The organism is Deinococcus betulae, from assembly GCF_020166395.1.
In the GTDB taxonomy this organism is placed as follows: domain Bacteria; phylum Deinococcota; class Deinococci; order Deinococcales; family Deinococcaceae; genus Deinococcus; species Deinococcus betulae.
This window is the reverse complement of sequence record NZ_JAIQXU010000001.1, coordinates 226,306-251,238: the sequence shown is the minus strand read 5'-3', so window position 1 is coordinate 251,238 and position 24,933 is coordinate 226,306. Positions and strand designations below refer to the sequence as shown.

The 24,933-nt window shown below is 65.7% G+C and carries 26 protein-coding genes and 1 pseudogene; 16 read left to right on the top strand and 11 right to left on the bottom strand.

Annotated elements, in window-relative coordinates; translation table 11 throughout:
• Nucleotides 1-22 precede the first annotated feature (22 nt).
• The 3 genes from K7W42_RS01180 (at nt 23) to sdaAA (ending at nt 2,880) form a co-directional block, all read left to right on the top strand.
• Nucleotides 23-349, top strand: a complete 327-nt coding sequence (locus K7W42_RS01180; RefSeq protein WP_224571558.1) for a hypothetical protein — start codon at nt 23-25, stop codon at nt 347-349.
• A 15-nt stretch (nt 350-364) separates the two neighbouring features.
• On the top strand, nt 365-1,867 hold the full coding sequence (hutH, locus tag K7W42_RS01175) for a histidine ammonia-lyase (RefSeq protein WP_224571557.1): 1,503 nt from the start codon (nt 365-367) through the stop codon (nt 1,865-1,867).
• Between the two features lie 122 nt (nt 1,868-1,989).
• The gene (sdaAA, locus tag K7W42_RS01170; RefSeq protein ID WP_224571556.1) at nt 1,990-2,880 is read left to right on the top strand and encodes an L-serine ammonia-lyase, iron-sulfur-dependent, subunit alpha; all 891 of its coding nucleotides are present in this window, start codon (nt 1,990-1,992) and stop codon (nt 2,878-2,880) included.
• A 453-nt stretch (nt 2,881-3,333) separates the two neighbouring features.
• Here the strand turns inward: sdaAA and K7W42_RS01165 are convergent, their stop codons facing one another.
• The 5 genes from K7W42_RS01165 to K7W42_RS01145 form a co-directional block, all read right to left on the bottom strand.
• Nucleotides 3,334-3,903, bottom strand: coding sequence for a hypothetical protein (locus K7W42_RS01165; protein WP_224571555.1), 570 nt, complete (start codon nt 3,901-3,903; stop codon nt 3,334-3,336).
• On the bottom strand, nt 3,900-4,391 hold the full coding sequence (locus K7W42_RS01160; protein WP_224571554.1) for a hypothetical protein: 492 nt from the start codon (nt 4,389-4,391) through the stop codon (nt 3,900-3,902). The genes K7W42_RS01165 and K7W42_RS01160 overlap by 4 nt, the downstream gene beginning before the upstream one ends.
• Nucleotides 4,388-4,702 carry a PadR family transcriptional regulator gene (locus tag K7W42_RS01155; protein ID WP_224571553.1) on the bottom strand — a complete coding sequence of 105 codons (315 nt, stop codon included), beginning with the start codon at nt 4,700-4,702 and terminating at the stop codon, nt 4,388-4,390. Before K7W42_RS01155 ends, K7W42_RS01160 begins: the two co-directional genes overlap by 4 nt.
• A gap of 67 nt (nt 4,703-4,769) precedes the next feature.
• On the bottom strand, nt 4,770-5,462 hold the full coding sequence (locus tag K7W42_RS01150) for an HAD family hydrolase (RefSeq protein ID WP_224571552.1): 693 nt from the start codon (nt 5,460-5,462) through the stop codon (nt 4,770-4,772).
• A complete protein-coding gene (locus tag K7W42_RS01145; protein ID WP_224571551.1) occupies nt 5,462-5,797 on the bottom strand; it encodes a histidine triad nucleotide-binding protein in 336 nt (111 codons plus the stop codon). Before K7W42_RS01145 ends, K7W42_RS01150 begins: the two co-directional genes overlap by 1 nt.
• A 225-nt stretch (nt 5,798-6,022) precedes the next feature.
• On the opposite strand from K7W42_RS01145, the gene K7W42_RS01140 reads away from it, so the two are divergent.
• The 3 genes from K7W42_RS01140 (at nt 6,023) to K7W42_RS01130 (ending at nt 9,856) form a co-directional block, all read left to right on the top strand.
• Nucleotides 6,023-6,928 carry a ferritin-like domain-containing protein gene (locus K7W42_RS01140; protein WP_224571550.1) on the top strand — a complete coding sequence of 302 codons (906 nt, stop codon included), beginning with the start codon at nt 6,023-6,025 and terminating at the stop codon, nt 6,926-6,928.
• A 159-nt stretch (nt 6,929-7,087) separates the two neighbouring features.
• Complete coding sequence (locus tag K7W42_RS01135) at nt 7,088-8,194, top strand: DNA glycosylase AlkZ-like family protein (RefSeq protein ID WP_224571549.1); 1,107 nt, start codon at nt 7,088-7,090, stop codon at nt 8,192-8,194.
• A 573-nt stretch (nt 8,195-8,767) separates the two neighbouring features.
• Nucleotides 8,768-9,856 carry a protease complex subunit PrcB family protein gene (locus K7W42_RS01130; RefSeq protein WP_224571548.1) on the top strand — a complete coding sequence of 363 codons (1,089 nt, stop codon included), beginning with the start codon at nt 8,768-8,770 and terminating at the stop codon, nt 9,854-9,856.
• A 261-nt stretch (nt 9,857-10,117) separates the two neighbouring features.
• Here the strand turns inward: K7W42_RS01130 and K7W42_RS01125 are convergent, their stop codons facing one another.
• A complete protein-coding gene (locus K7W42_RS01125; protein ID WP_224571547.1) occupies nt 10,118-11,215 on the bottom strand; it encodes a BMP family lipoprotein in 1,098 nt (365 codons plus the stop codon).
• Nucleotides 11,216-11,496: 281 nt separating this feature from the next.
• Between K7W42_RS01125 and ligA the strand changes: the two genes are divergently transcribed.
• The 5 genes from ligA (at nt 11,497) to K7W42_RS01100 (ending at nt 15,933) form a co-directional block, all read left to right on the top strand.
• Nucleotides 11,497-13,539, top strand: a complete 2,043-nt coding sequence (gene ligA / locus K7W42_RS01120) for an NAD-dependent DNA ligase LigA (protein ID WP_224571546.1) — start codon at nt 11,497-11,499, stop codon at nt 13,537-13,539.
• A gap of 223 nt (nt 13,540-13,762) precedes the next feature.
• On the top strand, nt 13,763-14,113 hold the full coding sequence (locus K7W42_RS01115; RefSeq protein WP_157461351.1) for an Asp23/Gls24 family envelope stress response protein: 351 nt from the start codon (nt 13,763-13,765) through the stop codon (nt 14,111-14,113).
• Nucleotides 14,110-14,607, top strand: coding sequence for a transcription antitermination factor NusB (gene nusB, locus K7W42_RS01110; RefSeq protein ID WP_224571545.1), 498 nt, complete (start codon nt 14,110-14,112; stop codon nt 14,605-14,607). Before K7W42_RS01115 ends, nusB begins: the two co-directional genes overlap by 4 nt.
• Nucleotides 14,604-15,491, top strand: coding sequence for a bifunctional methylenetetrahydrofolate dehydrogenase/methenyltetrahydrofolate cyclohydrolase FolD (folD, locus tag K7W42_RS01105; RefSeq protein ID WP_224571544.1), 888 nt, complete (start codon nt 14,604-14,606; stop codon nt 15,489-15,491). The genes nusB and folD overlap by 4 nt, the downstream gene beginning before the upstream one ends.
• The gene (locus tag K7W42_RS01100) at nt 15,475-15,933 is read left to right on the top strand and encodes a divergent PAP2 family protein (protein WP_224571543.1); all 459 of its coding nucleotides are present in this window, start codon (nt 15,475-15,477) and stop codon (nt 15,931-15,933) included. The genes folD and K7W42_RS01100 overlap by 17 nt, the downstream gene beginning before the upstream one ends.
• Before the next feature lie 370 nt (nt 15,934-16,303).
• Here K7W42_RS01100 and K7W42_RS01095 read toward each other — a convergent pair whose 3' ends face one another.
• Together K7W42_RS01095 and K7W42_RS01090 are read right to left on the bottom strand one after the other, a co-directional pair.
• Nucleotides 16,304-16,687, bottom strand: a complete 384-nt coding sequence (locus K7W42_RS01095) for an NADH-quinone oxidoreductase subunit 15 (RefSeq protein WP_224571542.1) — start codon at nt 16,685-16,687, stop codon at nt 16,304-16,306.
• A 287-nt stretch (nt 16,688-16,974) separates the two neighbouring features.
• Entirely contained in the window at nt 16,975-18,795 is a 1,821-nt protein-coding gene (locus K7W42_RS01090) for an alpha-amylase family glycosyl hydrolase (protein WP_224571541.1), read from the bottom strand.
• Nucleotides 18,796-19,087: 292 nt separating this feature from the next.
• Here K7W42_RS01090 and ispG point away from each other — a divergent pair, with 292 nt between their 5' ends.
• The 4 genes from ispG (at nt 19,088) to K7W42_RS23145 (ending at nt 21,660) form a co-directional block, all read left to right on the top strand.
• Nucleotides 19,088-20,308, top strand: coding sequence for a flavodoxin-dependent (E)-4-hydroxy-3-methylbut-2-enyl-diphosphate synthase (gene ispG, locus K7W42_RS01085; RefSeq protein WP_224571540.1), 1,221 nt, complete (start codon nt 19,088-19,090; stop codon nt 20,306-20,308).
• A 23-nt stretch (nt 20,309-20,331) separates the two neighbouring features.
• Nucleotides 20,332-20,583 (top strand): DUF7710 domain-containing protein, encoded by a 252-nt coding sequence (locus tag K7W42_RS23425; RefSeq protein WP_439648846.1) that lies wholly within the window; start codon nt 20,332-20,334, stop codon nt 20,581-20,583.
• Between the two features lie 195 nt (nt 20,584-20,778).
• Nucleotides 20,779-21,180, top strand: coding sequence for a DUF4259 domain-containing protein (locus K7W42_RS01080; RefSeq protein WP_224571539.1), 402 nt, complete (start codon nt 20,779-20,781; stop codon nt 21,178-21,180).
• Between the two features lie 3 nt (nt 21,181-21,183).
• Nucleotides 21,184-21,660, top strand: coding sequence for a hypothetical protein (locus tag K7W42_RS23145; RefSeq protein WP_224571976.1), 477 nt, complete (start codon nt 21,184-21,186; stop codon nt 21,658-21,660).
• 101 nt (nt 21,661-21,761) lie between these two features.
• On the opposite strand, the pseudogene K7W42_RS23140 reads toward K7W42_RS23145, so the two are convergent.
• The 3 genes and pseudogenes from K7W42_RS23140 to K7W42_RS01060 form a co-directional block, all read right to left on the bottom strand.
• A pseudogene (locus tag K7W42_RS23140) lies at nt 21,762-22,019 on the bottom strand (GNAT family N-acetyltransferase); the annotation flags it as partial.
• A gap of 146 nt (nt 22,020-22,165) precedes the next feature.
• Nucleotides 22,166-22,621 carry a hypothetical protein gene (locus K7W42_RS01065; RefSeq protein WP_224571538.1) on the bottom strand — a complete coding sequence of 152 codons (456 nt, stop codon included), beginning with the start codon at nt 22,619-22,621 and terminating at the stop codon, nt 22,166-22,168.
• A gap of 252 nt (nt 22,622-22,873) precedes the next feature.
• Nucleotides 22,874-23,734 (bottom strand): M55 family metallopeptidase, encoded by an 861-nt coding sequence (locus tag K7W42_RS01060; RefSeq protein WP_224571537.1) that lies wholly within the window; start codon nt 23,732-23,734, stop codon nt 22,874-22,876.
• 230 nt (nt 23,735-23,964) lie between these two features.
• Between K7W42_RS01060 and K7W42_RS01055 the strand changes: the two genes are divergently transcribed.
• Complete coding sequence (locus K7W42_RS01055) at nt 23,965-24,849, top strand: ABC transporter substrate-binding protein (RefSeq protein ID WP_224571536.1); 885 nt, start codon at nt 23,965-23,967, stop codon at nt 24,847-24,849.
• Nucleotides 24,850-24,933: the final 84 nt, after the last annotated feature.

Sequence of the window (24,933 nt, the reverse complement as noted above, 5' to 3'; positions counted from 1 at the left end):
AAGGCGCTGAGGAAGTCGATTGATGGAACAGGGCGGCGTTCTGTACTGGAGTGAGCTGTATCCAGATAGCGGGAATCTAAATGGCAGTGACGAACGAAGCTGTTTTATTCCTGCATCCATTAAATATCTGACAATGGATGAACTGTGGCAGCCTATCCTTGAACCTTCAGGGCGCTATTTGGGCTCTTATGAAGAATACGATTTGACTGAATCGGAAATGAAGCTGGCTTTGGAAAAGCTATCTGGCGCTGCGGCTCTCTCCGAACTCCCTGATGACTGGTGTAAAGAAGCCGCTCATTTCCTGAAGAACTCTCTAGCGCTTGCAAAAGACGTTTCGTTGGCGCTCTGAAGGATGAGGTTCCCCATGATTCTCGATCAACACCTGACCCTCGACCATTTTCTCTCTGTCGTCCGTGGCGGCGAAAAGGTGCAGCTCGCTCCCGCCGCCCGCGAGCGTATTCAGCGTGCCCGCGCGGTCATCGAGCGCATCGTGGACGGCGACCAGCCGGTCTACGGTGTCAACACCGGCTTCGGCAAGTTTGCCAGCGTGCAGGTGCCGCGTGAGGGGCTCGAACAGCTCCAGCACAACCTCATCATGTCGCACGCCATTGGTGTGGGTGACCCGCTGCCCACCGAGGTCGTGCGCGGCATGATCCTGCTGCGGGCGCAGTCGCTGGCGCTGGGCCACTCTGGTGTGCGGCCCGAGGTCGTCGAATTACTGCTGGCCCTCTTGAATGCTGAGGCGCACCCAGTCATCCCCGCGCAGGGCAGCGTGGGCGCGTCGGGCGACCTGGCGCCGCTGGCCCACCTGGCGCTGGCGCTCATCGGGATGGGCGAGGTGGAGTTGAGGGGCCAGGTGCGCCCGAGTGGCGAGGTGCTGGCTGAACTGAACCTGAGCCCCCTCCAGCTTCAGGCCAAAGAGGGTCTGGCCCTGATCAACGGCACGCAACTTATGGGCAGCCTGCTGGCGCTGGCCCTGGCGGATGCCCGCACCCTGCTGGGCACCGCCAATCTGGCCGCCGCCATGACGGTAGAAGCCATGTACGGTTCTCACCGCCCCTTCCAGGCCGATGTGGTGGGCCTGCGCCCGCACCCCGGCGCGGTGGCAGTAGCTGCTGAGCTGCGCGCTTTCCTGCGCGACTCGCAGATTGCGCCGTCGCATCTGGTGGGGGACGGCAAAGTGCAGGACGCCTACTCGCTGCGCGCCGCGCCGCAGGTTCATGGGGCCAGCCTGGACGCTCTGGAGCAGGCTGGGCGTGTGCTGGACACCGAACTGGCGTCAGTCACCGACAACCCGCTGATCTTCCCAGACACGGGCGAGGTCGTCTCGGGGGGCAACTTTCACGGGCAGCCGCTGGCGGTGACCGCCGATGCCCTGAAGGTAGCAGTGGCCGAGCTGGGCAGCATCTCCGAGCGGCGCTGCGAGCAGCTCCTGAACCCCGCGCTGTCGGGGCTGCCGGGCTTCCTGACGCCCCAGGGCGGGCTGAACAGCGGCTTCATGATCGCTCAGTACACGGCCGCCGCCCTGGTCAGCGAGAACAAGGTGCTGGCCCACCCCGCCAGCGTGGACACCATTCCCACCAGCGCCAACCAGGAAGACCACGTGTCGATGGGCGCCCACGGCGCGCGGCAACTGCGGCAGATTCTGGAGAACGTGCAGAACGTGGTGGCCATCGAGCTGATGTGTGCGGCGCAGGCACTGGACTTCCAGCAGTTGCGTGCCGGGCGCGGGGTCCAGGCCGCATGGGAGCACATCCGCGTGCAGATTCCCAACATGACCAGTGACCGCTATTACCGCCCCGACCTCCTGAAACTGGTCGAGATGGTGCGGGGCGGCGAGTTGCTGCGGGCCGCCCAGGAAAGGTGACCCTCAGCCTCTAGTGTCCAAAGCGTATGGACGTTTTCATCTGTTCCTGATTCGGCCACAGAGGGCGGCGCGTACCATGAAAGGCCCGTTGTTCACGCCCTTTCTACCCCGAGGACCCCTCCATGACGACCCTGAATGACCTGATGAACGCCCCCGCTCCCGCCTCTGCGTGGGTGCTGGCCCAGGACTGTCAAGAAACCGGCCTGAACCCCGACGACATCCGCGCCGAGATGCTGCGCCGTATCCGTGAGATGCGCGCCAGCATCGAGCGCGGCCTTGAGAGCGACGCCAAGAGCATCACCGGCATGGTGGGCTGGAACGCCAAGGGCCTGTGGGACGCCCCCGACGCCCTGAACGCGCCTCTACTCAAGCGGGTGCAGGCGTATGCCATGGCTGTCAACGAAGAAAATGCCCGCATGGGGCGCATCGTGGCCGCGCCCACGGCGGGCAGCGCAGGCACCATCCCCGGCGCCCTGATTGGCGTGGCCGACCATCTGGGCCTGCCCGATGAGCGTCTGGTGGACCCCATGATTCTGGCGGCGGGGATTGGCAAGGCTATCAGTAAGCGCATGTTCATCTCGGGCGCGGCGGGCGGCTGCCAGGCTGAAATCGGCTCCAGCGCTGCGATGGCTGCTGCCGCTGTCGTGGAACTGCTGGGCGGCACGCCCCGCGCGGCCGTGCACGCGGCCAGCCTGGCCCTGATGAACACTATTGGCCTGGTGTGCGACCCCGTGGGGGGGTACGTGGAGGTGCCCTGCGTGAGCCGCAACGCCTTTTTTGCTGTGCATGCCGTTAGTGCCGCGCAACTGGCTCTGGCGCAGCTGGAATCCTTTATTCCCCCCGATGAAGTCATTGGCGCGATGGCCTCGGTGGGCCGCATGATGCCTGCCGCCCTGCGTGAGACGGCCGACGGTGGCCTGGCCCAGACCCCCACGGGCCTGGCTGTGACCGCCCGCATGGAAGGCAAGGACAAAGAAGGCCCCGGCGGCATGATTGAATTGCCGCTGGCGTAAAGCTGAAGACAGCAGTGCGGGCCGCCTGGGAACATCAGGCGGCCCGTGGACTTGTGTGATCAATGCGCCCACAGCAGAAAACGCAAAGATGTGGGCACACTGCCAGCACAGGTAGGATCGTGATTGCCCTCAGGTCGTCGAGCCCCAGCCAGGTGACAGCCTGCCCAGGCCAGTGGGTCTGAAGCAGAGGCGTCCTCACCCATGTCCTGTTGACGCCTCTGAAAGTCAGTCCTCCGCTCAGTATTCCTCTCTACAACTGGGCAGGCGCTTGGGTGGCCCAGACCAACTGCCGTCCTTGTGCCAGGCCACTGCTCAGGAAGGCGAAGGCCGGCGCTGCTTGCAGAAGAGATCGGTGGTGCACGAAAGGCGCATTGAGGCGCGTGGTCCGTGACTGTTGCGGGTCCGTTGCGCCTACGGCCTCGTTCTGTCTGCCGGCTGATCAGTCATCGTGAGTCACGGTGTTCTCCGAGTGAGCATCAGGCGAAAGCCCTGGCCCAAGTACGTGGCCAGGCCAATGAGTGCCGTGTTCCAGAGGATGAAAGCGGGGGCTGTTATCCCGGTGTAGCTCACCAGATTGATCCGCTCTATTCCACTTTGCGTCTGGTAGGAGAGAGGATCATGTGTTTGGGCATACAGCCAGGCTCCGCCCTCCATGGGCAAGAACGACAAAGCACTCATGGTCAGCAGGGCCAAGGGGATAAATCGTAATGTGGCCAGCGCAGCTACGAAGAGTGCTGGCAGCAGCAGATGCGTCAGGTCAATGAGGCCAGGGTAATGCAGGGTGTTTATAGCCCATCTGCCCAGGGGGTTGTGCTGCTGAAGTACGGAAAACCGCAGGGCGCTATCCATCAGGAGCGTGTTGAGAAAGCCCAGGGCAACAAGGAAGCTGCCGTAGACCAGCACCTGCTGAACCAGTGGTCGCGGCTGTAGCCGCGCGGCCTGCCATGTTTCCTGCGACCACCTGGGATCCCCAACACTTGCCGCCTCGTTCTCCATGCCGGCCGTCCAGTCGTCGGGGGTCATGTGAGCCTCCGTCGCTGGGGGCGGGCCAGGCGCCAGGAAGCGCCGCCCAGCCAGGCAAGCAGCGGCACCCCAGGGCCAAGCAGCAGTGTGCTGCTGAGGCTCAGGGCGGCGCCAGTCCAGCCAACGAAGGTCTGGGCACAGGCCAGCAGCAGCCAGAACCACAGCGGAAACAGCGCAAACGCGGCCAGAGCTGCACGCCAACGGACCTGGCCTGCCCCCACGATGGCCCCGGCCACCAGGGTGAACACCACGGCGTTCAGGTTGAACCAGGCCACTTGCTCACTGCTGGGGTGGCCCGGCAGGAGCCACAGACCCGCCGCCAGTGGCAGAGCCAGGCCAATCACGGCGCCGCTGGTGGCCACACAATCCCGCCATAGGGCTCGGGGCCGCAGGTGCCGCGCCGCCCGCACGGTGTCCTGCGACCACGCGGCGTCATTCACACTGTCCGCCTCATTGGTCATCCCAGCTTTCCAGTCCTCAGGGGTCATGTCAGCGCTCCTTTGGCTTTAGTGACGCGGGTCGGTTGGGCGACTTCGTTCTGGCGTTCGCGGGCCAGGTCCAGCCCCCTTGCCGTCAGGCGGTAGATGTGGCGCGGCGGCTTGCCCGGATGGGGCGAGTCCTGCCACTCGGCGTCCAGATAACCTTGCTCGTGCAGGCGCTGGAGGATGGGGTAGAGGGTGCCACTTTTCAGCCCTGTGGCTTTGCTCAGGTCGTAGCCGTAGGTGTGGGCGGGATACTGGGCTTGCAGGGCGGTTAGGACGGCGCGCGTGGGCGGACTGCTGTAAGGACGAGGAGGCATGTCCTATAAACAACATATGTAGACTTTGAAGTCAAGTGGCAGCCTAGAGGGGAGGCCGCCGGCCAAATTACCTCTGTGCTCCTACCGCGCTCAGGCCCAGTGCTACACGCAGGTCCTGGTGTGAATACAGCAGGCGTGCCACGCCCAGTTCGCGCAGCCGCGCCTCGTCCTCCGGCAGAATATGGCCGCCGGCCAGCAGACCCCAGACCGTCATGCCCGCCGCCAGGCCCGCTGCCGCGCCCGGCACGCTGTCCTCAATGACCAGGCAGCGGCTGGGGTGGGCGCCCAGTTGCCCGGCGGCATACAGGTACAGTTCTGGCTGCGGTTTGCCCCGCCCGCCCACATGTGCGGGGTCGTAGGCCCGCCCGGCCAGCACCTCGTCCAGCCCCGCGCCGCGCAGTTTCAGCTGCAGGCGGTGGCGCTCGCTGTTGCTGGCGACGGCAAAGGGCACGCCAGCCGCCTCCAGCGCCCGCAGGGTGTCAGCGGCGCCCTCAAGCGGCGGCACATGGTCAAAGGCGGCGTCAAAGCGGCTGTTCAGCAGCGGCAGAAAATCTTCGGGGGCCTTCCAGCCCCGCCCCTCTTCCAGGGCTTTCAAGACCCCCTCAAAGCGCTGTCCAGAAGTCAGGCGCGTGATGTCCGGGGCGCTGAGATTCAGGCCCTGTCCAGCAAAAATATCGGCCCACAGGGCACCAATCAGCGCCTCGGTGTCTACCAGCACGCCGTCCAGGTCAAACAGTACAGCGTCAAAAGGCAGGGTCATCAGGTGTCGCTCTCCGGGGCGCCGTCCCAGCCGGCCAGCACATGAATATGGGTATGGAAGACCACCTGGCCGCCGCCCTCGCCGCAATTCACGACCAGGCGGTAATCCTGCGCGTGTTGCCGCGCCACCTTGATGGCGGTCTGCCACAGGTCGCCCAGTTCGGCCGTGTCGGTGATGTCGTCCAGGCGGGCCGTGACCTTTTTCGGGATGACCAGCAGATGAATGGGCGCCTTGGGGGCAATGTCGCGGATGGCGATGTACCGCTCGTCCTCGTAGACAATCTCGCTGGGCAAGGCGCGGGCAATGATGCGCTCAAAGAGGGTCGGGGCTGTCATGCCCTTCACTCTACCCAGGCTGTTAGGGGTGCGCAGCTTCTCTTCACCTGAACTTTAGAATTGCACCACCGGCAATCCACTTGGCACCCAGCTGCATACAGCCTGATGTCAAGCCGCCCCCATCCCGCCCCGGCGTGGTGAGGCCCTGTTTCCCGACCTCTTGGCCCCACAGTGGACCTGCCACGCCGGCAGCGTTCAGGGGTGCCTCTGTCTCAAGGAGTTCTCATGTCTGACCAAATTCTGCCTGTCCCCGATTCTGCTCTGAACCGCCGCGCTGCGCTGGGCCTGTTGGGCAAAGTGGGCCTGGGGACCGCCGCGCTGGGGCTAGGTGGGGCTGCCGTCGCCGCGCCCGCCAAGAATATTGACGCCGACGTACTGAACTTTGCCCTGAACCTCGAATATCTGGAAGCGGCCTTTTACCTGGCGGCCGTGGGCCGGATCAAGGAACTGCGCGCGATTGGCGGCGGCGCCAACATCCTGCTCCCGACAGGGCTGGACCAGGACCGCGGCATGCAGTTCAAGGACGCCAATGTGCAGGCGCTGGCCCGCGACATTGCCGAGGACGAGTTGCAGCATGTGAAGTTCCTGCACGGCGCGCTGGGCAAGGCGGCCGCTCCCCGTCCCGTACTAGACCTCAACGGGGCGTTCCGGGCCGCCGGAAACGCAGCGTCGGGCGGCAAGATCACTGGCTTCAACCCTTACCTGAACGACCTGTTCTTCCTACACGGCGCCTTTATTTTTGAGGATGTGGGGGTCACGGCCTACAACGGCGCGGCTACCCTGATCACCAGTCCGGCGTACCTGCAAGCGGCGGCCGGCATTCTGGCGGTGGAGGCTTACCACGGCGGCGCCATCCGCACCATGCTGTATCAGCAGCGTCAGGTCACGGCGGCGGCCGGGCTGTACGTGGGCCAGGTCGTGCAGGCCATCAGCAGCCTGCGCGGCAAGGTGGGCGGCATGAAAGACGCCGGGCTGACGGACGCCGCTGGCATGGCTGTGTTCGCCCCAGCCGACCGCAACGGCGTGGCTTACCCCCGCACCACCCGCGAGGTCCTGAATATCGTCTACCTGGCCCCCGGCGCCAGCAAGGGCGGCTTCTACCCCAATGGTCTGAACGGGACCATCAAGTAAAGAAGGGCTGAGGGAGGCCAGGCGTAACGCCTCCCCCACACTGTGGGCGGGCGCCCCTGCTGGAGAAACCGTTCCACACAAGGAGGCTGGGCCAGGTGCCCGGCCTCTTCTTTTTTCTGCGTTCTGCTCACCGCCTCTCTGTTTGCTACGCTGCCCCGCATGACCCCCACCCTGGCCACGCTGCGGGCCGCTGCGCTGGCCACGCTGGCGCCGCAGCCGGACGTGCAGACTGCGCTAAACCACATGGGCTTCGTGCAGGCCGACCCTATCCGGGCGCCCGCGCGTGCCCAGGACCTGACGCTGATGGCGCGGGTGCCGGGTTACCGTGCGGGTGACCTGGAGCGGCTGTATCCCACCCTGGATATTGAAGAAGATATGCTGCCCAACTACGGGTTCATGCCCCGGCGGGTGCAGGCGCTGTTGCACCCGCGCGAAGTCGTGACCCGCGTCATGCAGGCGCACCCAGGGCTGGTCGAAGAGGTCCGGGCACTGGTGCTGGCTGGTGAGGAACAGACCGAATGGCACCCGCGCGAGGTCGCCGCGCGCCTGGGCCAGGGGGCCACGGTGAATGCCTGGGGCGGTCAGTCCAGTGCGACCACCCGCGCCCTGGAGACCCTGCACCGTCAGGGTGAGGTCCGGGTCGTGCGCCGTGACGGTGGGGTCCGGGTGTACGGTCCCGCGCCTCATCTAGCGGCCCTGCGGCACTCACCCCTCCCGGAATCCGAGCGCCTGCACGGGGCCGTGCAGCTGCTGGCCGCCCTGTATGGTCCCCTGCCCGAAGCCAGCCTGAGCTATCTGGTGAACCTGTCGCATTTCGGCTTCCCGCACTTGCACGGTGCGCTCAAGGGGGCCTTTCGTCAGGCTGTGAAAGAAGACCTGGGCCGCGGGCAGATAGACGGCGTGCGGTATGTCTGGCCTGCGGGCCTGCCACTGGACGGTCCGGCGCCCAGCGGCGTGCGGATTGTGGGCCCGTTTGACCCACTGGTGTGGGACCGGCGGCGCTTTACCCACCTATACGGCTGGACCTACCGTTTCGAGGCGTATACGCCCGCGCCCAAGCGGGTCATGGGGTACTACGCCCTGCCTGTCTTTCAAGCCGAGCGGGCGGTGGGCTGGGCCAATCTTCAGGTCAAGGGCGAGACCCTGCAGGCCGAGGTGGGACTGGTCCCCGGTGTGCGCCGCACCGCCACGTTTGTCCGGGGCCTGACCCGCGAACTCGAACGCTACCGGACGTTTCTGGGTGCGGAACAGGTCGAGACTCTGTAAGAGCGGCGGGGAAGAATTGAAGCTGGCTGACACCAATCAGAGGCGTTAGTTGCTCTGGCTGAGCCAGATATGGGTTCGCTTAGCTGGACTCCGATGAAACCGTTTGCAAAAACGACTGAATCTGAGCGGACTGACAAAGTGGCCCAGCAGAGCGAGAAGGAGAAAAACGAGTTTCAGCGGTGGAGTTGACCAATCGTCTCTGTTCCGATTTGTGAATGAATATAGACAGAGTTCGTCTCGGGCGTGTTTGCCATGACAACGCCAAGCCAGCAGGCTGAGCAGAAGAAATAATTGCAGTGGCGTCTTGATCGTCGTGCCGCTCCCAGGCCTATTTCTTTCTGAAGCGGCGGCCAGTTCCACCCCAAGGGCGCCCGAGGGTTCCACTGCTGCTGCTCTTTAGTGCAGAGACTCACTGCATCTGCCTCAAGGTGATTGAGAGCCTTTCCCTCAGTCGCTCTAGGTTTCGCGGTGAGCGAAAGAAGTCTCTGGTCTCTCCCTCTTTCGCCCTAGCCTCTGCATTTCGTCAAGGTGCGGTTCAGGCCCTCATCAGGCGCAGTTCTTAAGCTGGGCACCATGAAGACAAAGGTTGTGCCTTTCCTCCTGCTCACCGCTGGCCTCAGTGCCTGCACCATGTCCGGCCCCAGCAATCTCCGGGTTCACGAGGCGCTGCTGTACGGCGGCACCCAGGAGCGGGTCGTCTGGGTCTACGGTGCACCGCAGGGCGGCGCCCAGACCAGCGTCAAACTGGGCGGCGTGGCCGCTGACCTGCGCGCTCAGGCCAGCGGCGGCCTGGCCCTGCCCGGCACCCTCAGTGTCAATGGCCAGGCCACCTACCGCCTGCCCACCACTGTGACCGCCCAGAAGCTGAGCGTGACTCGCGCGCCCAGCGGCCTGTTTTCGGTCACGCCTCAGCCTGGCGCCAGCCTGAGCGCGGTGTATTACACCGATGGCCGGACCTGGCTGAAACTCAGCGGCGTGCAGGGTACGGTCTCGGGAACGCCCGTAGAGGGGCTAATGGGTGCTGGCTCGCTCACCCCCGAGGAGGCGCGGGCGCTGGGAAGCGAACTGCTGGGCCAGGGCAATCTGGCGGTGGCTGTCCTGAGCAGCACTAGCCTCCCCGATGCGCCCCTGACCGTCGAGCCGGCGCCCTCGGAATACCTGCGTACCGGGCTGTACATTCTGCCCAACGTCGCGGTCACGGCCCTGCCGACGGGCGGCACCCCGTCTACCCCAACGCCCACCACCCCAGGAGGCACCCGCGTGACCTTTACCGAACTGACCAGTGGCACGCAGGCCCGCGTCACGACTGCAGGGGCTCAGGTGGCCTCTGGTGCCGCTGCGGTCGCCTCTCTATATGCCCAGGCTGGGCTGAGCAGCGTCCCGGCTGCCGTCACCAGCGCCCTGAGTGGCAACACCGTCGTAGGCGTCTTCCTGGGCCAGCGGGCCACGGGCGGCTATAGCGTTCGCGTGACGGGCGTCAGCGCCAACAATGGCACCCTGACCGTGACCGTGCGTGTGGGGGCGCCCGCCGAGGGCAGCCTGACCACGCAGGTCATCACGAGCCCTTACACCATCATTCGCGTGCCGGGCACCTACGCCCGCGTGACGCTGGTAGACGAGCGCGGCCAGCCCCTGACGACTGGGACGGGCAACGACCGATAAAGGCTGTCAAGGAGAGCGGCCGGGCGCGTCGTAGCTCGGCCTTTTTCTGTTGTTGGGCAGTCTCGGAAGCAGACGCCGAGAGCCAATGGTAAGGGCATTCAAGGCAACCGGAAAAGCCCTGCAGCCGATAAAGCACAAACGAACTGGCGGATAGATGAGAGGGGCGGCGCGCCTCTACCTATGTGCATTCCTGCCATCAAGCTCTGAAACAACAAAAACTGACGCGCCCACTCGGAGCGCGCCAGTCAGAACAGCGGAGACTTACTTGGTCGGAACCTTGATGGCGCCGCTGATGATCTTGGCCTTGACGGCCTCCACGCGGGCCACTTGGGCGCTGGTGATCAGGCCCTTGTTGTACTGGTCCACGGCGTAGCCCACGCCGCCTTCCTTCAGACCGAAGCGGCGCTCGCCACCCTTGAACTTGTCTTCCTGCACGTCCTTGATCAGGGCGTACACGGCGTTGTCCACGCGCTTGAGCATGGAGGTCAGGCCGTGGTTCATGGTGGCGGCGTTGCCGTCAAAGTCACCCTGGGGGTTCTGGTTCTTGTCCACGCCGATGAAGAACAGGGGCCGGGTGTTGCCAGCGCAGGCCTTGGTGTAGGTGGCGCTCTTCTTGATGCTGGCGAAGTTGTTGGTGTTGAACTTCACGCCGGCGGGCAGGTTCGCGGCCTTGAGGCACTGCGTCTGCTTGATGTAGTCGATCACGCCGTTGCCCGACGCACCGGCGGCGGCGAAGATGATGTCTGCACCCTTGGCGCGCATGCTGCCGGCGATTTCCTTGGCCTTGGCGGGGTTGTTCCAGGCGTCAGGGGTGGTGCCCACGTACTGCGCAATGACGCGCACTTTGGGGTTGGCGGCCTTGGCGCCCGCCGCGTAGCCAGCCTCGAACTTGTGGATCAGGGGGATGTCCATGCCGCCCACGAAGCCCAGCACGCCGGTCGAGGAGTTCAGCGCGGCCAGGTAGCCCACGAGGTAGCTGCCCTGCTCTTCCTGAAACACCAGGCTGGCGACGTTCTTCTGGGGGGACACGTCGTCCACCAGACCGAAGAACAGGTCGGGGTTTTCCTTGGCGACCTGGCTGATGCTGGCGTTGTTGGCAAAGCCCACGCCCACGGTCAGGTCAAAGCCTTCGTTGGCAAACGAGCGGATGCCCTGAATGGTCTGGCTGGGGTCGCTGGGCTCGAAGTCCTTGGTCTGGACGCCAAAGGCCTTGACGGCGCGCTGGCTGCCTTCGTAGGCGCTCTGGTTGAAGCTCTTGTCGAACTTGCCGCCGGCGTCGTAGGCGAGGCCGACGCGCAGGCTCTGGGCAGAGGCGACCGTGGCGGTCAGGGCAAGGGCAAGGGTCAGAATCTTTTTCATTTCAAAGGCCTCCGGGAACAGGAATCAGGTAAATGCTTGAACAGAGTATACGGAAATTGCCAGCTGTCTAGACCCGACGGCGGCACAGTTGTGAAGCGGATCGGGTCAGGGCGGATTTGAACACTCTTGAGGGGATGTTCACGTCTGGACTGTCACGCGAGTCTGACAAAGGAATAGATGGGGACGTGACCCTCTGAGGGTACCGAAGAGACGTGATGGGTCTCTGAAGAATGAGGCACAGCAGGCGGCTTTCCGGCCCACTTCTCGCTATGCTGACCCGCATGAGCCAGGCCGCGCTTGACCGTTATCTTGCCCTGAGTGCCGAGGTCGCCCGCCACAATCAGGCGTACCACGAACTGGACGCTCCCCTGATTCCGGACGCTGAATATGACGCCCTGGTGCGTGAACTGCGCGCCCTGGAAGCCGAGCACCCCGAATGGGCCGAGGGGCAGGCGGCTCTGGGGGGCGCGACCCCGGCGCAGGCGGTGGGCGGCGCGCCCAGCACGGCCTTTGTGCAGGTCAATCACCCCACCCCCATGACCAGCCTGGACAACGTGTTCAGTGACGAGGAGCTGGGCGAGTGGCGCGAGAAACTGACCCGCGCCCTCAATCTGCCCGCTGACCACGATGACCTGACCTTTACAGGCGAAATCAAAATTGACGGCCTGAGCGTCAACCTCTATTACAAGGACGGCGCCTTGCAGTGGGCCGCCACGCGCGGCAACGGCGTGACAGGCGAGATGGTCACGGCGCAGGTGGCAACGGTGCCGGGCATTCCCACCCGCATAGAAGGGCTGAAGGGCGAACTGGAGGTGCGAGGCGAGGTCTACATGAGCCGGGCCGACTTTGCTGCCTTTAATGCCCAGGCCGAGGAACTGGGTACGCCACTGCTGAAAAACCCGCGCAACGGGGCGGCGGGGGCCCTGCGGCAAAAAGACCCGGAGGTCACGCGCTCGCGCAACCTGAAGGCTATCTTCTACGCGCTGGGCAAGCGCGACGGCGTGCCCGCCCAGACGCAGGGTGAGGTCCTGGCGTGGCTCTCGGCGCAGGGCTTTCCGGTCAGCCCCTACACCCGCACTCTGCACGGCCTGGCTGAAGCCGAGGCTTACCACGCCGAGATGACAGCGCAGCGTCAGGCCTTCGAATTTGATGCCGACGGCACCGTCCTGAAACTGGACCCCCTGCGCCTGCAAGAAGAGGCGGGCTTTACCAGCCGCGCGCCGCGCTGGGCCATTGCCTACAAGTTCCCGGTCGAGGAAGTGGAGACGGTGCTGGAAAGCATCAGCATCAACGTGGGCCGCACCGGCAAGCTGGCGCCGCTGGCGCACCTGCAGCCCCGCCTGATTGAGGGCAGCACCGTCAGCAAGGCCACGCTGCACAACGAGGATTACATCGCAGGGCTGGACTTGCGCATTGGTGACACGGTGGTGGTCCGCAAATCGGGGGGCGTGATTCCCCAGATTATGCGCGTGGTAGTCGAGAAACGGCCCCAGGAGGCCGCGCCCTACGAGTTCCCGACCACCTGCCCGGAATGTGGAGAGCCTGCGGTGCGCCACGAGGACGACGCCAACACCTACTGCGTCAACCCCGCCTGCCCCGCCCAGGGCTACCGCCTGATTCAGTATTTCGTGTCCCGTGGGGCGATGGACATTCAGGGCATCGGGGAAAAACTGATTGCCCAGTTGCTGCACACCGGCCTGGTGCAGGACGCCGCCGACCTCTACAGCCTGACCGCAGAGCAGCTGGCGGGCCTGGAACGCGGCGGCGAGAAAAAGGCGCAGAACATCCTGGCGCAGCTCTCGGCCAGCAAGACGCAGCCGCTGTGGCGCCTGGTCAACGCGCTGGGGCTGCCGCATGTGGGCGAGCGCAACGCGCAGGTGCTGGCCCGCAACTTTGGCAGCCTGGACGCCCTGATGAACGCCACGGTCGAGCAGATCGAGGCGGTGCCGGGTCTGGGCAAGATTATTGGGGCGTCGGTGGCGGTGGCATTAAAAGAAGAGGGGACGGTGCGGCTGCTGACCAAGCTGCGCGCCGCCGGAATCGACCCGCAGGGCGAGGCCGAGGCGCGCGGCGAGCAGCTGCGCGGCCTGAATTTCGTACTGACGGGGACGCTGGGCCGGCCACGCGACACCATCAAGGCCCAGCTGGAAGCGGCAGGCGGGCGCGTCACAGGCTCGGTCACCGGCAAAACCAGCTATCTGGTGGCGGGTGAAGAAGCGGGCAGCAAGCTGACGCGGGCGCAGGAACTGGGCGTCAAGGTGCTGGACGAAGCTGGCCTGGCCGACCTGCTGGCCGAGAAGGGCGTGACACCCGAACCGGCTTAAGCGGAGCGGAGGAGAAGGGGAGGAATGGCCCTTTGCCCCACTACTTCAGAGGGGGCAGCCCACGGAGGATGGGCGCCTCCCTATTCAGGTGAGGCCGCGGGGCCTGTCCATCACAGCTCTCTTGCCAACCTCCATCAATCCTGCTTCACGCCGAACGGGATACACTGAAGCCTATTGGCGCGGCCCGCTTTCCTCTGTGGGGCGCGCGTGGAGGCAAACGAGCATGGCAACACCCGACATTGAAATCAGCAAAAATGTCCTGATGGACATCGCCGCCACAACGTTGGACGGCATAGACGGCACCGAGGTCTCCAGCGCGCCCATGAAGGTGGGTGAGGTGCTGCGCAGCCAGACCCCTGGCCGCCGCCCGCGCGCCCTGCGCGTGACCCGCGACGGTCAGGACGTAACGGTGGACGTGGGCCTGAACATCGAGTTTGGCCGCAACCTGGTGGCCCTGTCCGAACAGGTGCAGCAGGCGGTGCGCGAGAACATCGAACTGATGACGGGCCTGAAGGTGCGGGCCGTCAATGTCAGCGTGCAGAACGTCTGCCTGCCCAAAGGCAGCTCCGCGTGACCCGCCGCCGCGAAAAGGCCGCCGCCCCCACCGGCACCCGGCGCGCCGCGCGCGAGTTTGCCTTCCGGGTGCTGTTCGAGGCAGACCGGGGCGACCTGCCCATGCAGAGTGTCTTTACCCGCGCAGAAGGCGCCATGCGTGCGGGTGACGACACCTTTGCTCCTCTGAATGATGAGGCCCTGACCTTTGCCCAGACCCTGGTGCAGGGCATCAGCGCCGCGCGGCCAGACATTGACGCGACGCTGCGCCGCACCATCCGTGGCTGGAGTTTTGACCAGATGGCCCAGACCGACCTGAATATTCTGCGCCTGGCCACCTTCGAGATGATGTACACCGGCGAGCCGCACCCGCCCGTCATTGAAAGTGCGGTGCGGATTGCGCGTAAGTTCGGCGGCGACGATTCGGGCCGCTTTGTCAACGGGGTGCTGGCTGGCCTGAGCCGCAGCCTTCAGGAACAGCCGGCCCCCGCGTCCAGCCCGGAGCCGCGCGAGTGACGGTGGGCGCGGCGGCCCAGCCGCTGACCGGCGCGCCCGCCGCCGAGGCTCTACTCGAAGAAGCCGCTCGCCGCGCGGCAGCCCTGCCCGCTGCGCCCCACCTGGCGCTGGTGAGGGTGGGGGACGACCCGGCCAGCGTGGCTTATGTGCGCGGCAAGGCAAAAAAGGCCACCCAGGTGGGCCTGAGCAGCCAGGTTCACGCCCTGCCCGAAGACACTGCCCAGGCGGAGGTGCTGGCCCTGCTGGCGACCCTGAACGCCGACCCGGCCGTCAGCGGGATTCTGGTGCAGTTGCCCCTGCCAGCCCACCTGAACCCCGAGGTCATCCTGACTGCCGTGGATCCACGCAAGGATGTGGACGGCCTGCATCCGGTCAGCACGGGGCGCCTGTGGACTGCCCAGGCGGGCCTGCGTCCCTGCACTCCAGCGGGTGTGATGGCCCTGCTGGCCTTTTACGGCGTGCCGGTGGCTGGACGGCGCGCCGTCATTGTGGGCCGCAGCGCACTGGTGGGCCGGCCGCTGGCGGCGCTGCTGCTGAACGCCGATGCCACCGTGACGCTGGCTCACAGCCGCACCCCGGACCTGGGCGCTGTAACGCGCGAGGCGGACCTGCTGGTGGTGGCCGTCGGCCGCGCCCATCTGGTCACCACCGAGATGGTGAAGCCCGGCGCCACCGTTATTGATGTGGGCATTAACCGCGTTCCGACGGAAGACGGCAAGGGGCGCCTGACCGGCGACGTGCATCCGGCCGTGGCTGGGGTGGCCGGCGCCCTGACCCCGGTGCCGGGCGGCGTGGGGCCCATGACGGTGGCCCAGCTGCTGATGAACACCGTGCTGGCTGCCGAAACGCAGCGTCAAGAGGCCGCTGGTGAACTCGTTCGCTGAGTTGCTCGAAAACCGCTGGCTGTGGGTGGCCGTGTTGTCCAGCACTGGCGCCCAAGTCCTGAAGGTTCTGCTGATTCTGCTCATTGAACGGCGCTGGCGCCCTTCGGCCTTCATGGAAACGGGCGGGATGCCCAGCAGTCACAGCGCCATGGTGGCGGCCCTGACCACGGGGGTGGGGCTGACCGAAGGGGTGGGCAGCCCGCTTTTTGCCGTGAGCGCCGTCTTTGCCCTGATCGTTATGTACGACGCGACGGGCGTGCGGCACAGCAGCGGCCAGCAGGCCCGGCTGTTGAACGAACTGGTCGAGGAACTGCGCGCTGTGGTCCGCGAGGGCTTTGCGCCCCTGCCCCTGCGCGTGTTGCTGGGCCACACCTACCTGGAAGTGCTGGTGGGCACCCTGATAGGCATAACGGCCGGCTTTATCGCCTTTGCGGGCGCTTAGTACAGAGAACAAAGGAAATAGGCGCGGCTCATCCGAGTGGGGGTGAGCCGCGTTGTCGTCTCTGTCTTCGCAGGTGCTGATAGCCAGGGAAGGTTAAGAGCAAGGGGACTTCCTTTTGGATGAGTCTCTGGGATGGCCTCACAGCGGTCTTCTGTTCCCCTATCGCTGGGAAGGCGGCCCGATCAATTCCACACAGCCCACTGCATGGTTGCGACGAGTTGCTCTGTGCGCTGCCGGTCTAGGCCGTCTTGCCCTGGATGCGCTCAGGGCGTTGAACCTGGCTAGGGTCCTCAGAGAACTTCTGGCACCGTTCCAAGCATCTCTTGTTGCCTCACTTCAAACGGTTCGATGTGCTGATTCAGGCTAGCTGCTAAACCGCCTGGAGCCCCTTTACCGCGCTGTCCATGAGCATCTCTAGCCGCTGATGGGTAAACGGGCGCTTGCCTTCCAGTAGTACATGTTCGCCCGCGTGCAGGTGCCAGTGCTTGCTGCCGCCCATCAGGCGCAGAGACACCGCTTTCAGGTCGGCGTGGCGGGGACTGACGGCAGCAATGAGCAGCGGCTGGCCGCCCGCCGTGATCCGCACACTCATGACCGTGGTGGGCAGGTCATACGGCCGCTCCATGCGGTAGATGTAATCGGGAAAGTCCGCCACCTTTTCAAAGCCCAAGCCGCGTGCCCTGGCCCCGGCTTCCAGCCAGCCAAGCAAGTCCACCCACTGCGCGTACAACGCCGAGTCGTGTGCATGTGCCATGTGGCACAAGTGTAACGCAGAGGACAGCGTGGAGCGTGCGGAGGGTCTTGTGTGGTCAGTAGAAGAGAGGAGGGAGTGAAAGTGGAACAGGGTTCTTGGAAGTGCGCTGTGTCAGGCAAGCCAGCCGCAAAGGCACCGAATGGCCAGTGCCACGCCCAGAACCTGATCTGCTGCGCGATTCTCTGACTTTGGAGGGGGCAGTCTGGCCAGATCGCTCTCCCGTTTTCATGGACAACCCCTGTGCTGAAGCGGAGTTCACCACCTTCTTTTCTCTTTCCTTCGCCCTGTTACTGGACCAGAATCCGGCCTCCCGCCGCCTGCACTGTCACCTGACCGCCGCGCAGAGGTTCGCCGGTCATGGCGTCGCGCCAGGTGCTGCCGGGAAGGGTCAGGGCCACCTCGTGGGACTGGGGGCAGCGGCTCGCCAGGACGACAGCGCGGTCGGTGTGTCCGTCTTCGTGGGTGTACTCACGCAGGAAAGCCACGGCGTCCTCCTCGGCGTGTAGAAAGCGCAGGTTGCCGCGTTGCAGGGCCAGGGTGCGGCGGCGCACGGCAATCAGGGCCTTGACCCCGCCGCGCAGGCTGTGGTCCCAGCCGTCTTCATCCCAGGGCATCGGTTCGCGGCACCAGGGCATGGCGCCGCGCCGCGACTGGCTCAGCCCCACCTCCGAGCCGTAGTAGGTGCAGGGCACCCCTGCGTACCCCATCAGGAGCGTGAAGGCCGCCAGAAACAGCGTGCGGTCGTTGCCCACGCGGTACAGCGCGCGGGGAATATCGTGGGATTCGAGCACGTTGAACATGCTCAGGGCCACTTGCGGCGGCAGCGCGTGATAAGCGTCCCACAGCATGTCCGCCAGTTCCTCGCCGCCCAGGGCGCTGGGTTCGAACAGCAGGTTACCGCGCGCCAGCCACTGCATCACCGGCAGGCCGAAGCCGTGGTAATTCATGGACCCGTCCTCGCCCTGGCCGTTCAGCGCGTGTTCGGGGTCGTAGAAGCGCTCGCCGAACACGTAGGCGTCGGGGCGCTCCTCGCGCGCGGCGCGCTTGAGGGTCTGGTGCAGGGGCAGGTTGTCCTCGTCGGTGCCGCCTGTCCCAATCATGTGGGCCACGTCCAGCCGCCAGCCCGCCGCGCCCCGGCGCAGCCAGTGACGCACCACCGATTCCTCGCCGCTGAAGAACTCCTGCACGGCAGCCGGGTTGCGGTAATCAATCTTGGGGAGCGTGGGCACATCAAAAAAAGCGTGGTAGGGCGGCTTGCCGGGTTCGTCACGCCAGGTAAACAGACTGCGTTCGGGGGCTGTGTCGCCTTCCAGGGCCGCGCGGAACAGGGCGTTCTCGTTGCCGACATGGTTAAAGACCCCGTCCAGCACGAGCTTCATGCCAGCACTTTCGGTGGCGCCCGCCAGTTCGGTCCAGGCTTCGTCGCCGCCCAGGTGGGGATCAATGTGGCGGTAATTGGTGATGTCGTAACGGTGGTTGCTGGGCGAGACGAAGATGGGGGTCAGCCACAGGCCGGTCACGCCCAGGTCTTGCAGGTAGGGCAGCGCCTGGGTAATCCCGTTCAGGTCACCGCCGTAGTGGCCGTGAATGTCGCCCCAGGCGTCAATGGGGGTGTGCCAGTCCACCCGCTCCACGACCCGGTCGCCGTACAGGTACTCGCCGGTCTGCACGTCGTTGCTGGGGTCGCCGTTGCGAAAGCGGTCAGGGAAAATCTGGTAAAAGACGCTCTCCCAGGCCCATTCGGGGGCCACGTGCCCTGCCAGGTAGCTGAACCAGGACCGGAAGCCCCGGCGCGTGCGGTGCAGGCCCAGCCCGGTCAGGTGCAGGTGGTCATTGCTGAAGTTCAGCTGCCAGGCGTAGAGCACCCGGCCCTCATGTACTGGCAGGTCGGCCTCGAACCAGCGGCCCGGCGCGCCCCCCACAGGGTCAATCTCGCGCGCTGGATGCGTTTCGATTTCGCCCACCCGCACCAGCTTAAATTTGACCTCGGTGACGGGCAGGGTCGTGCGCAGCCGAACACGCACAGTGCTGCCTGTAGGGGCGCCCAGGCGCTCCGTATAGGCGGGCGTGTGGTCGTGCTGGGTCGAGAGCAGGGGAAAAATGGTCATGGCGAAACCTCCGGGACAGCGCAGCGGGCACGGCCTCTCGACTCGCGTGAAAGCGGAGGAGAGGTCGTGCCCGCAGGGGACAAGCGTTGCCTGTGAACTGTTGCCGCCCAGTGTGCGCGGCTTGAGGGGCTGGGGTCAAGGGGCCTGGGCAGCCCAGGTCGTCAGGGGTGCAGTGCCGCCCAGGGCAAACTGTCCCCTCGCCGCAGAAGAAGGCCCCGCGCCCGTCTCACACAGCCTCCTGCACCTTCTGGCCGACGCCTGCCCCTGACCCGCCGCGCGTAGACTGGGCACCATGACCCGCCGCCAGACCGTCAGCGTGAACGTGGGAGGCGTGCCGATTGGCAGCGCGCACCCCGTGGTCGTGCAGAGCATGACGAACACCGACACCGCCAACGCCGAGGCCACCGCCATTCAGGTGGCGCAGCTGGCCCGCGCCGGCAGCGAAATCGTGCGCGTGACGGTCAACACCCGGGAAGCCGCTGCCGCCGTCCCCGAAGTGGTGGCCCGCCTGCAGGAAGTGGGCCTGAACGTCCCCATCGTGGGCGACTTTCACTACAACGGCCACATCCTGCTGCGCGAGTACCCCGAAACGGCGCGGCTGCTGGCCAAGTACCGCATCAACCCCGGCAACGTGGGGGCCGGGCAGCACCACGACGCCAACTTTGCCACCATGATCGAGGTCGCCAAGGAGTACGGCAAACCCGTGCGCATCGGCGTGAACTGGGGCAGCCTCGACCAGCAGGTGCTGGCCCGCCTGATGGACGAGAACACGCGCCGGGGCAGCCCCAAAAGCGGCACCGACGTGATGATTGACGCGATGGTAGTCTCTGCCCTGGAAAGTGCGGAGTACGCCGAGCGGCTGGGCCTGGCCCACGACAAGATTCTGATTTCAGTCAAGGTCAGCTCGGCCCCCGAACTCTGGCAGGTGTACCGCCAGCTGGCCCCGCTGTGCGATTACCCCCTGCACCTGGGCCTGACCGAAGCGGGTATGGGCATGAAGGGCATCGTGGCCAGCAGCGCGGCGCTGGCGCCCCTGCTGATTGACGGCATTGGCGACACCATCCGCGTCAGTCTGACCCCCGAGCCCGGCGCCAGCCGCAAGCTGGAAGTGGAGGTGGCCCAGCAGATTTTGCAGAGTCTGGGGCTGCGCCAGTTCTTGCCGCAGGTCACCTCCTGCCCCGGCTGCGGACGCACCACCAGCACCTTTTTTCAGGAGCTGGCGCAGAAGATTCAGGATTACATCCGGGACGCCATGCCCGACTGGAAGGCCAACTACCCCGGCGTGGAGGACATGCAGGTCGCCGTCATGGGCTGCATCGTGAACGGCCCCGGTGAGAGCAAGCACGCGAATATCGGCATTTCTCTGCCCGGCACGGGCGAAGACCCCCGCGCCCCGGTGTACCAGGACGGCAAGCTGCTGACTACCCTGAAAGGGCCGCGCATTGCCGAGGATTTTCAGGTGTTGCTGGAACAGTACGTAGAGCGGCGCTACGGGCAAGGGGTGGGGGTTTAAGGCTTGGAGCCTCAGCCGGGCGTCTGGGTGCTCGCGCAAAACAGCCCGCCGCCGTGTTCTCGACACTGGAACTGGGAGAGGCGTGGGCTCAGCAGCACGGCCTGGAGGGAATGCTGACATGGTATCCGCTGGACATGAGTGTCTACGAGTGGGTGGTCGCTCAGGGCAGATTCAGCTCCTGGCCTGAAACACCGACCCCACAGTTCCTGGCGGGCTTTTCCTCGGCCTCTCAGCCACATCATCACTACGAAAGGCCTGAAGAATCTGGCGGCTGATCCAGACGCCGATTGAATCGAGCAGCATGTCGGGTGGCATCCGAGCGGCCTTGGAAAGCTGAGCAGACTTGAAAAGCGCCGCAAGAGAGCGAACAGGAACAGCTGCGGATTGCGCGATCTGAAAGCGCCGACGGTGCCTTTTTTTGCTGTGCGGCAATTCAGCGGCATCCGTATGACTTCTGCCATCATGGGTTCATGACCGTCTGGGGCACTGGCAGCTTTGAAAACGAACACGCCGCCGAGTTTGCAAGGGAGGTCGTGCAGGACGGCGCCTTTGCCCTGGCCGAAGCCTTCGACGTGGCCCTGGACCCCGATAACGAGTACCTGGAAGCCGAGGAAGGTCACCGCGCCCTGGCCGCCGCCGAGGTGCTGGCGGCCGTACTGACCGGCGACACCCGCAGCCTGACCGACGCCGGGCTGCGGGCCTGGGCGCAGGCGGCCGATCCGGCTGACCTGACCTACCTGCGCCCGCTGGCGCTGGAAGCCGTGGAGCGCGTGCTGGGGCCAGGCAGTGAGCTGCCGGACCTCTGGGAAGAGGGTGAGGACGCCGACACCTGGCGGGGGGACGTGGGTCGCCTGCGCGCGGAACTGGGCTAGGGTGTGGCTTCGCCTATGGTCTGGCTGGCGGCTGACCTGGACGCCACCGACCGCAGCCTGGGTGAACAGTGGACCGCAGAGCTGCACCGCTGTGCGCAGGCCCTGGGCTGGACGCTGTCGCCCTGGAGTGCGACCTCGGCCATGACGGACCTGCGGGCGCGCGAATTCGTGGCCCCTTACGGCACGCGGCGCATAGAACTGCGGGCCCACGGCTGGCTGCCCATCTTGGCGTTTGTGGAGGGGAAAGAGCACAGACCAGCGCTCAAGCCCGGTGACCCCTGGGAACCCGAGCCGCGCCCCTACCTGAACCCGCCCGAACTGGTCGCGTGGTGGCAGGCGCGCGGCTGGCTGGTCCCGGACGCTGCGTGGCTAGGTGGTCTGCCGGACCCCGATGACCTGGCCGCCCTGAGCCCCCGCGAGGGCCACTTCCTCAGGCGCCTGGGCTGGAACCGGGGTGACGCCCTGCTGCTGCACTGGTAAAGGCTTTGGCCCTCGCTGGGCCGCCCGTTCTGCTGCGCGTAATTGCGCCGGAACATCAGATTGGCCTGCCGCAGCCCCAGCCCTTCGTAAAAGGGCACCAGGTCGTCGTCGCAGGCCAGGTCGGTGGCATACAGGTCGCCCAGCTCGGCCAGCATCCGTTCCATCAGCGCGCGGCCAATGCCCTGGCCCTGATGGTCGGGGTGGACCTCCAGCAGCGGAATAAAGGCGGTCAGCACCCCGTCACTGATGGCCTGCACGAAACCAATGACCTGCCCATTTTGAACGGCCAGGACGAAACGGTAGGAACCGGCCAGGAGACGGTAGAACGTCTCGGGACTGGGTGGGTTAGGCCAGCCCACAAAAAAGCCAGTGAGTTGTGCTGGGCTGATGCCCTCCAGTGTGGTTTGCAGGGTATAGGCGGCTGGGCGGCGCTGGTCGGTCACACCTTCAGGCTAGAGAACCGCCATCCTCAATACATCCGCCACTTCACGCACCACGCTCTGCGTTAAAACCTCAGTTCGAGGCCCACACCCGCGCCCAGCTGCCCGGCGCTGCTGGCCCGCACAAAGGCCCGCCAGCCCGCTGGTCCCAGTACGGGGCCGCGCAGACCGGCCTCGCCGTACAGGGCAAACTGGTTTTGGGTGCTGCCGCCTGGTGTGGCGGTGGGGACCGTCAGCTGCCCGCCCACGCTGGCAAAAGCGTCTACCCGGCTGAGCGGAAGGTTCAGGTCGCGCAGGGTGACCCCGGCGGCGTAGCGGCTGGAGGTGCTGGCATTCGCTGACCAGGGCAATTCGGCGCTGCCTTCCAGCCCCAGCGTACCGACAAAGGGCACGGGCAGCAGGGCCGTGCCCGCATGTACCCCGTAGCCCGCTGTCGTGGCATTCACCCCCGCCCACACCGCAGCGGCCGAAGCCGAGGAACCCAGGGTCAATGCAGCAACAACAGGCAACAGGACGCGCATGGGCCCGAGCTTAACTGTGAACCATGAGCTTTGCTGTTCTGAGAGCAGAGGCCATGTGGAATGGCAACGCTTTGGCGGCAGCTCACCGCAGTTGCTGAGCAGGCTGGCAGCACCAGAACAACAAAGGGAAGGCCAGATTGGTGCCCTTGATTCCGGGGTCAACAGCCCTGCACAGACGGTCTTTGTGAAAAGGACGGAGGCGCTTGTGCCCTGTCAAGCCAGCAGGAGCCTGCGGTGACACCTGGACCCCGACTATCCGTCCAGCCGCACCTCTGCCACTTTCGCCAGCATGCGGAACGTTTGAAACAGGTGATAGGCGTTCTCACTTTCCCAGCCCACCGTGACCCCATCCACCCGCGTCACGCCGGGCACGCGCTCGGCCGCGTCGGCGCGGGCCTGATGGTTCAAACTCAGCTGAACGGCGGCGGGCCAGCGGGTCGTGTGTGGCTGGGCCTGGGCCGCGTTCTGTACGGCCTGGCGCGCCCCTTCGTGAATGCGGCGCGTGGCTTCACGCGGGTGCAGGTGAGCGGCGGCGAAGGCACTCAGGCCTTCCTTGACGGCTACCGTGACCACCTGGCCGCCCAGTTCCGCCGAAATCTCGCCCATCGCCACGTCGTCGCCACTGGCAAAAAGCACCGGCACGCCGTAGTGCCCGGCCAGCAGAGCATTCAGGCCGTACTCGCCGGTCGAGACGCCATTGATGCGCACGTCCCGCACAAACCCGTTCCAGGTATGCGCCAGGGGGCCGCGCACACTGCCTGCCCTGGCGTGGTAGCCCACGAATAGCAGGCCCACCACCCCCGCCTCCTGCACCCCCTGAACCATGCTCAGGGGCTTGTCGTTGCCGCTGGTAAACCGCACGCCGTCAGGCAGCAGGTCGGCCAGCAGGTTGCGCATGGTGTCGTGGCTGTCGTTCACCAGCACGTCGGTGGCTCCGGCGTCCAGCGCGCCCTGGGCGGCGGCGGCCGCTTCCAGCGTCATCTGGGTGCGGGCCCGTTCGTACTCGGTGCCGCTCACCAGCCCACCAAATTCGGGAGGGCTCACCTGCACCCAGCTGGAGACCCCACAGATGCCTTCCATATCCACGCTGATCACGACTCGGCGCTCACTCATAGGCCTGAGGGTAGCGTGCGCGGGGCGGTTCAAGAGGGAGGCCGAGTGGCCAGGGGAGTCCCCTTGACAGGCCCCAGCCCTTTCGCATAGACCTGAACTTGCTGGTCGGATTTGCCTGTATGGCCTGCTGAGGGGGTCTGCGCGCCACCCGCATGGCGTCAAAAGTTCTCACTAGGCGCCTACCTGGATTCCCTATAAAACCCATCCTGACCCTACTGGCGGCCCTGGCCGTGTCTTCGGCCTCGGCCCAGACCTTTCCCCTGACCATCAAGCACGACCTAGGCACCGCCACCCTGCCGGCCATGCCCAAGCGCGTCATCGTGCTGGGCGAGGAGCTGACCGAACTGACCGCCGTGCTGGGGATCAAGCCGGTGGGCTTCGCGTCGGGGCGCATTGGCGAGGCCCGGCTGGGGCAACCCCTGACCAACCTGACCTCGCCCGCTGGCACCTCGCTGGGCCAGCCGGTGTATGTCGGTGCCACCGACAAGCCCAGCATGGAAACCATCCTGGCCCTCAAGCCCGACCTCATCCTGATGTGGGGCGAGCCGGACGAGACACCCCTGTACAACTCGCTGCGCCGCCTGGCGCCCACCCTGGCCTGGAATTACAACCGCGACGCGCAACTGGGCTGGAAAACGGGCCTCCGCGAAACCGCGAAGGTGTTTGGCAAGTCGGCCCAGGCCAACCGCTACATTCAGCAGTACGACGCGCGGATTTCTGCCCTGCGCGTCAGGGTCGCGCCCAGGGTCGAACAGGCGCCCCGCACCGCGTTCCTGGCGCTGTTTGGGCCGCAGACCATCTCGGTGCTGGGCGAACAGTTCGCGTTTTCCAACGTGCTGCGGCGCCTGGGGATGACCATTGCCACGCCCACTGGTGTAGATCCCAGCGTGTACTTCAAGGAACTCTCGCCGGAAGCGGTGCTGACGCTTAGTGCAGACCGGGTGCTCGTGCTGCGGGTCAAGGCGGCCGGAACGCTGCCTGTGGACGCCCTGCTCAAGCGGCGGGGCCTGCCGGTGGTGACGTACCCCCTGGACCCGCAGGAGCCTCAGTCTGGCCCCCTGACCGACCTCAAGCGCGCCGAAGCCCTGGCCAAGCTCCTGGCCACGCCGAGGTAAGGTCGGCGCCCTGCCGCTCAGGGCGGCCTACGGCGGCGGCTGGTCCCTCCCCGCTGCGGGGTAAGGCCAGCCGCTTTCTTCCGT

Excerpts from the sequence above, each read along its gene's own strand:
- ligA (WP_224571546.1), top strand. The coding sequence starts at position 11,497 with ATGAGCCAGGCCGCGCTTGACCGTTATCTTGCCCTGAGTGCCGAGGTC.
- K7W42_RS01095 (WP_224571542.1), bottom strand. The coding sequence starts at position 16,687 with ATGGCACATGCACACGACTCGGCGTTGTACGCGCAGTGGGTGGACTTG.
- K7W42_RS01135 (WP_224571549.1), top strand. The coding sequence starts at position 7,088 with ATGACCCCCACCCTGGCCACGCTGCGGGCCGCTGCGCTGGCCACGCTG.
- K7W42_RS01155 (WP_224571553.1), bottom strand. The coding sequence starts at position 4,702 with ATGCCTCCTCGTCCTTACAGCAGTCCGCCCACGCGCGCCGTCCTAACC.
- K7W42_RS01065 (WP_224571538.1), bottom strand. The coding sequence starts at position 22,621 with ATGCGCGTCCTGTTGCCTGTTGTTGCTGCATTGACCCTGGGTTCCTCG.
- K7W42_RS01140 (WP_224571550.1), top strand. The coding sequence starts at position 6,023 with ATGTCTGACCAAATTCTGCCTGTCCCCGATTCTGCTCTGAACCGCCGC.
- K7W42_RS01125 (WP_224571547.1), bottom strand. The coding sequence starts at position 11,215 with ATGAAAAAGATTCTGACCCTTGCCCTTGCCCTGACCGCCACGGTCGCC.
- K7W42_RS01145 (WP_224571551.1), bottom strand. The coding sequence starts at position 5,797 with ATGACAGCCCCGACCCTCTTTGAGCGCATCATTGCCCGCGCCTTGCCC.
- K7W42_RS01060 (WP_224571537.1), bottom strand. The coding sequence starts at position 23,734 with ATGAGTGAGCGCCGAGTCGTGATCAGCGTGGATATGGAAGGCATCTGT.
- K7W42_RS01165 (WP_224571555.1), bottom strand. The coding sequence starts at position 3,903 with ATGACCCCCGACGACTGGACGGCCGGCATGGAGAACGAGGCGGCAAGT.
- K7W42_RS01180 (WP_224571558.1), top strand. The coding sequence starts at position 23 with ATGGAACAGGGCGGCGTTCTGTACTGGAGTGAGCTGTATCCAGATAGC.
- K7W42_RS01115 (WP_157461351.1), top strand. The coding sequence starts at position 13,763 with ATGGCAACACCCGACATTGAAATCAGCAAAAATGTCCTGATGGACATC.
- K7W42_RS01090 (WP_224571541.1), bottom strand. The coding sequence starts at position 18,795 with ATGACCATTTTTCCCCTGCTCTCGACCCAGCACGACCACACGCCCGCC.
- sdaAA (WP_224571556.1), top strand. The coding sequence starts at position 1,990 with ATGACGACCCTGAATGACCTGATGAACGCCCCCGCTCCCGCCTCTGCG.
- ispG (WP_224571540.1), top strand. The coding sequence starts at position 19,088 with ATGACCCGCCGCCAGACCGTCAGCGTGAACGTGGGAGGCGTGCCGATT.
- K7W42_RS01160 (WP_224571554.1), bottom strand. The coding sequence starts at position 4,391 with ATGACCCCTGAGGACTGGAAAGCTGGGATGACCAATGAGGCGGACAGT.
- K7W42_RS01080 (WP_224571539.1), top strand. The coding sequence starts at position 20,779 with ATGACCGTCTGGGGCACTGGCAGCTTTGAAAACGAACACGCCGCCGAG.
- hutH (WP_224571557.1), top strand. The coding sequence starts at position 365 with ATGATTCTCGATCAACACCTGACCCTCGACCATTTTCTCTCTGTCGTC.
- K7W42_RS01130 (WP_224571548.1), top strand. The coding sequence starts at position 8,768 with ATGAAGACAAAGGTTGTGCCTTTCCTCCTGCTCACCGCTGGCCTCAGT.
- K7W42_RS01150 (WP_224571552.1), bottom strand. The coding sequence starts at position 5,462 with ATGACCCTGCCTTTTGACGCTGTACTGTTTGACCTGGACGGCGTGCTG.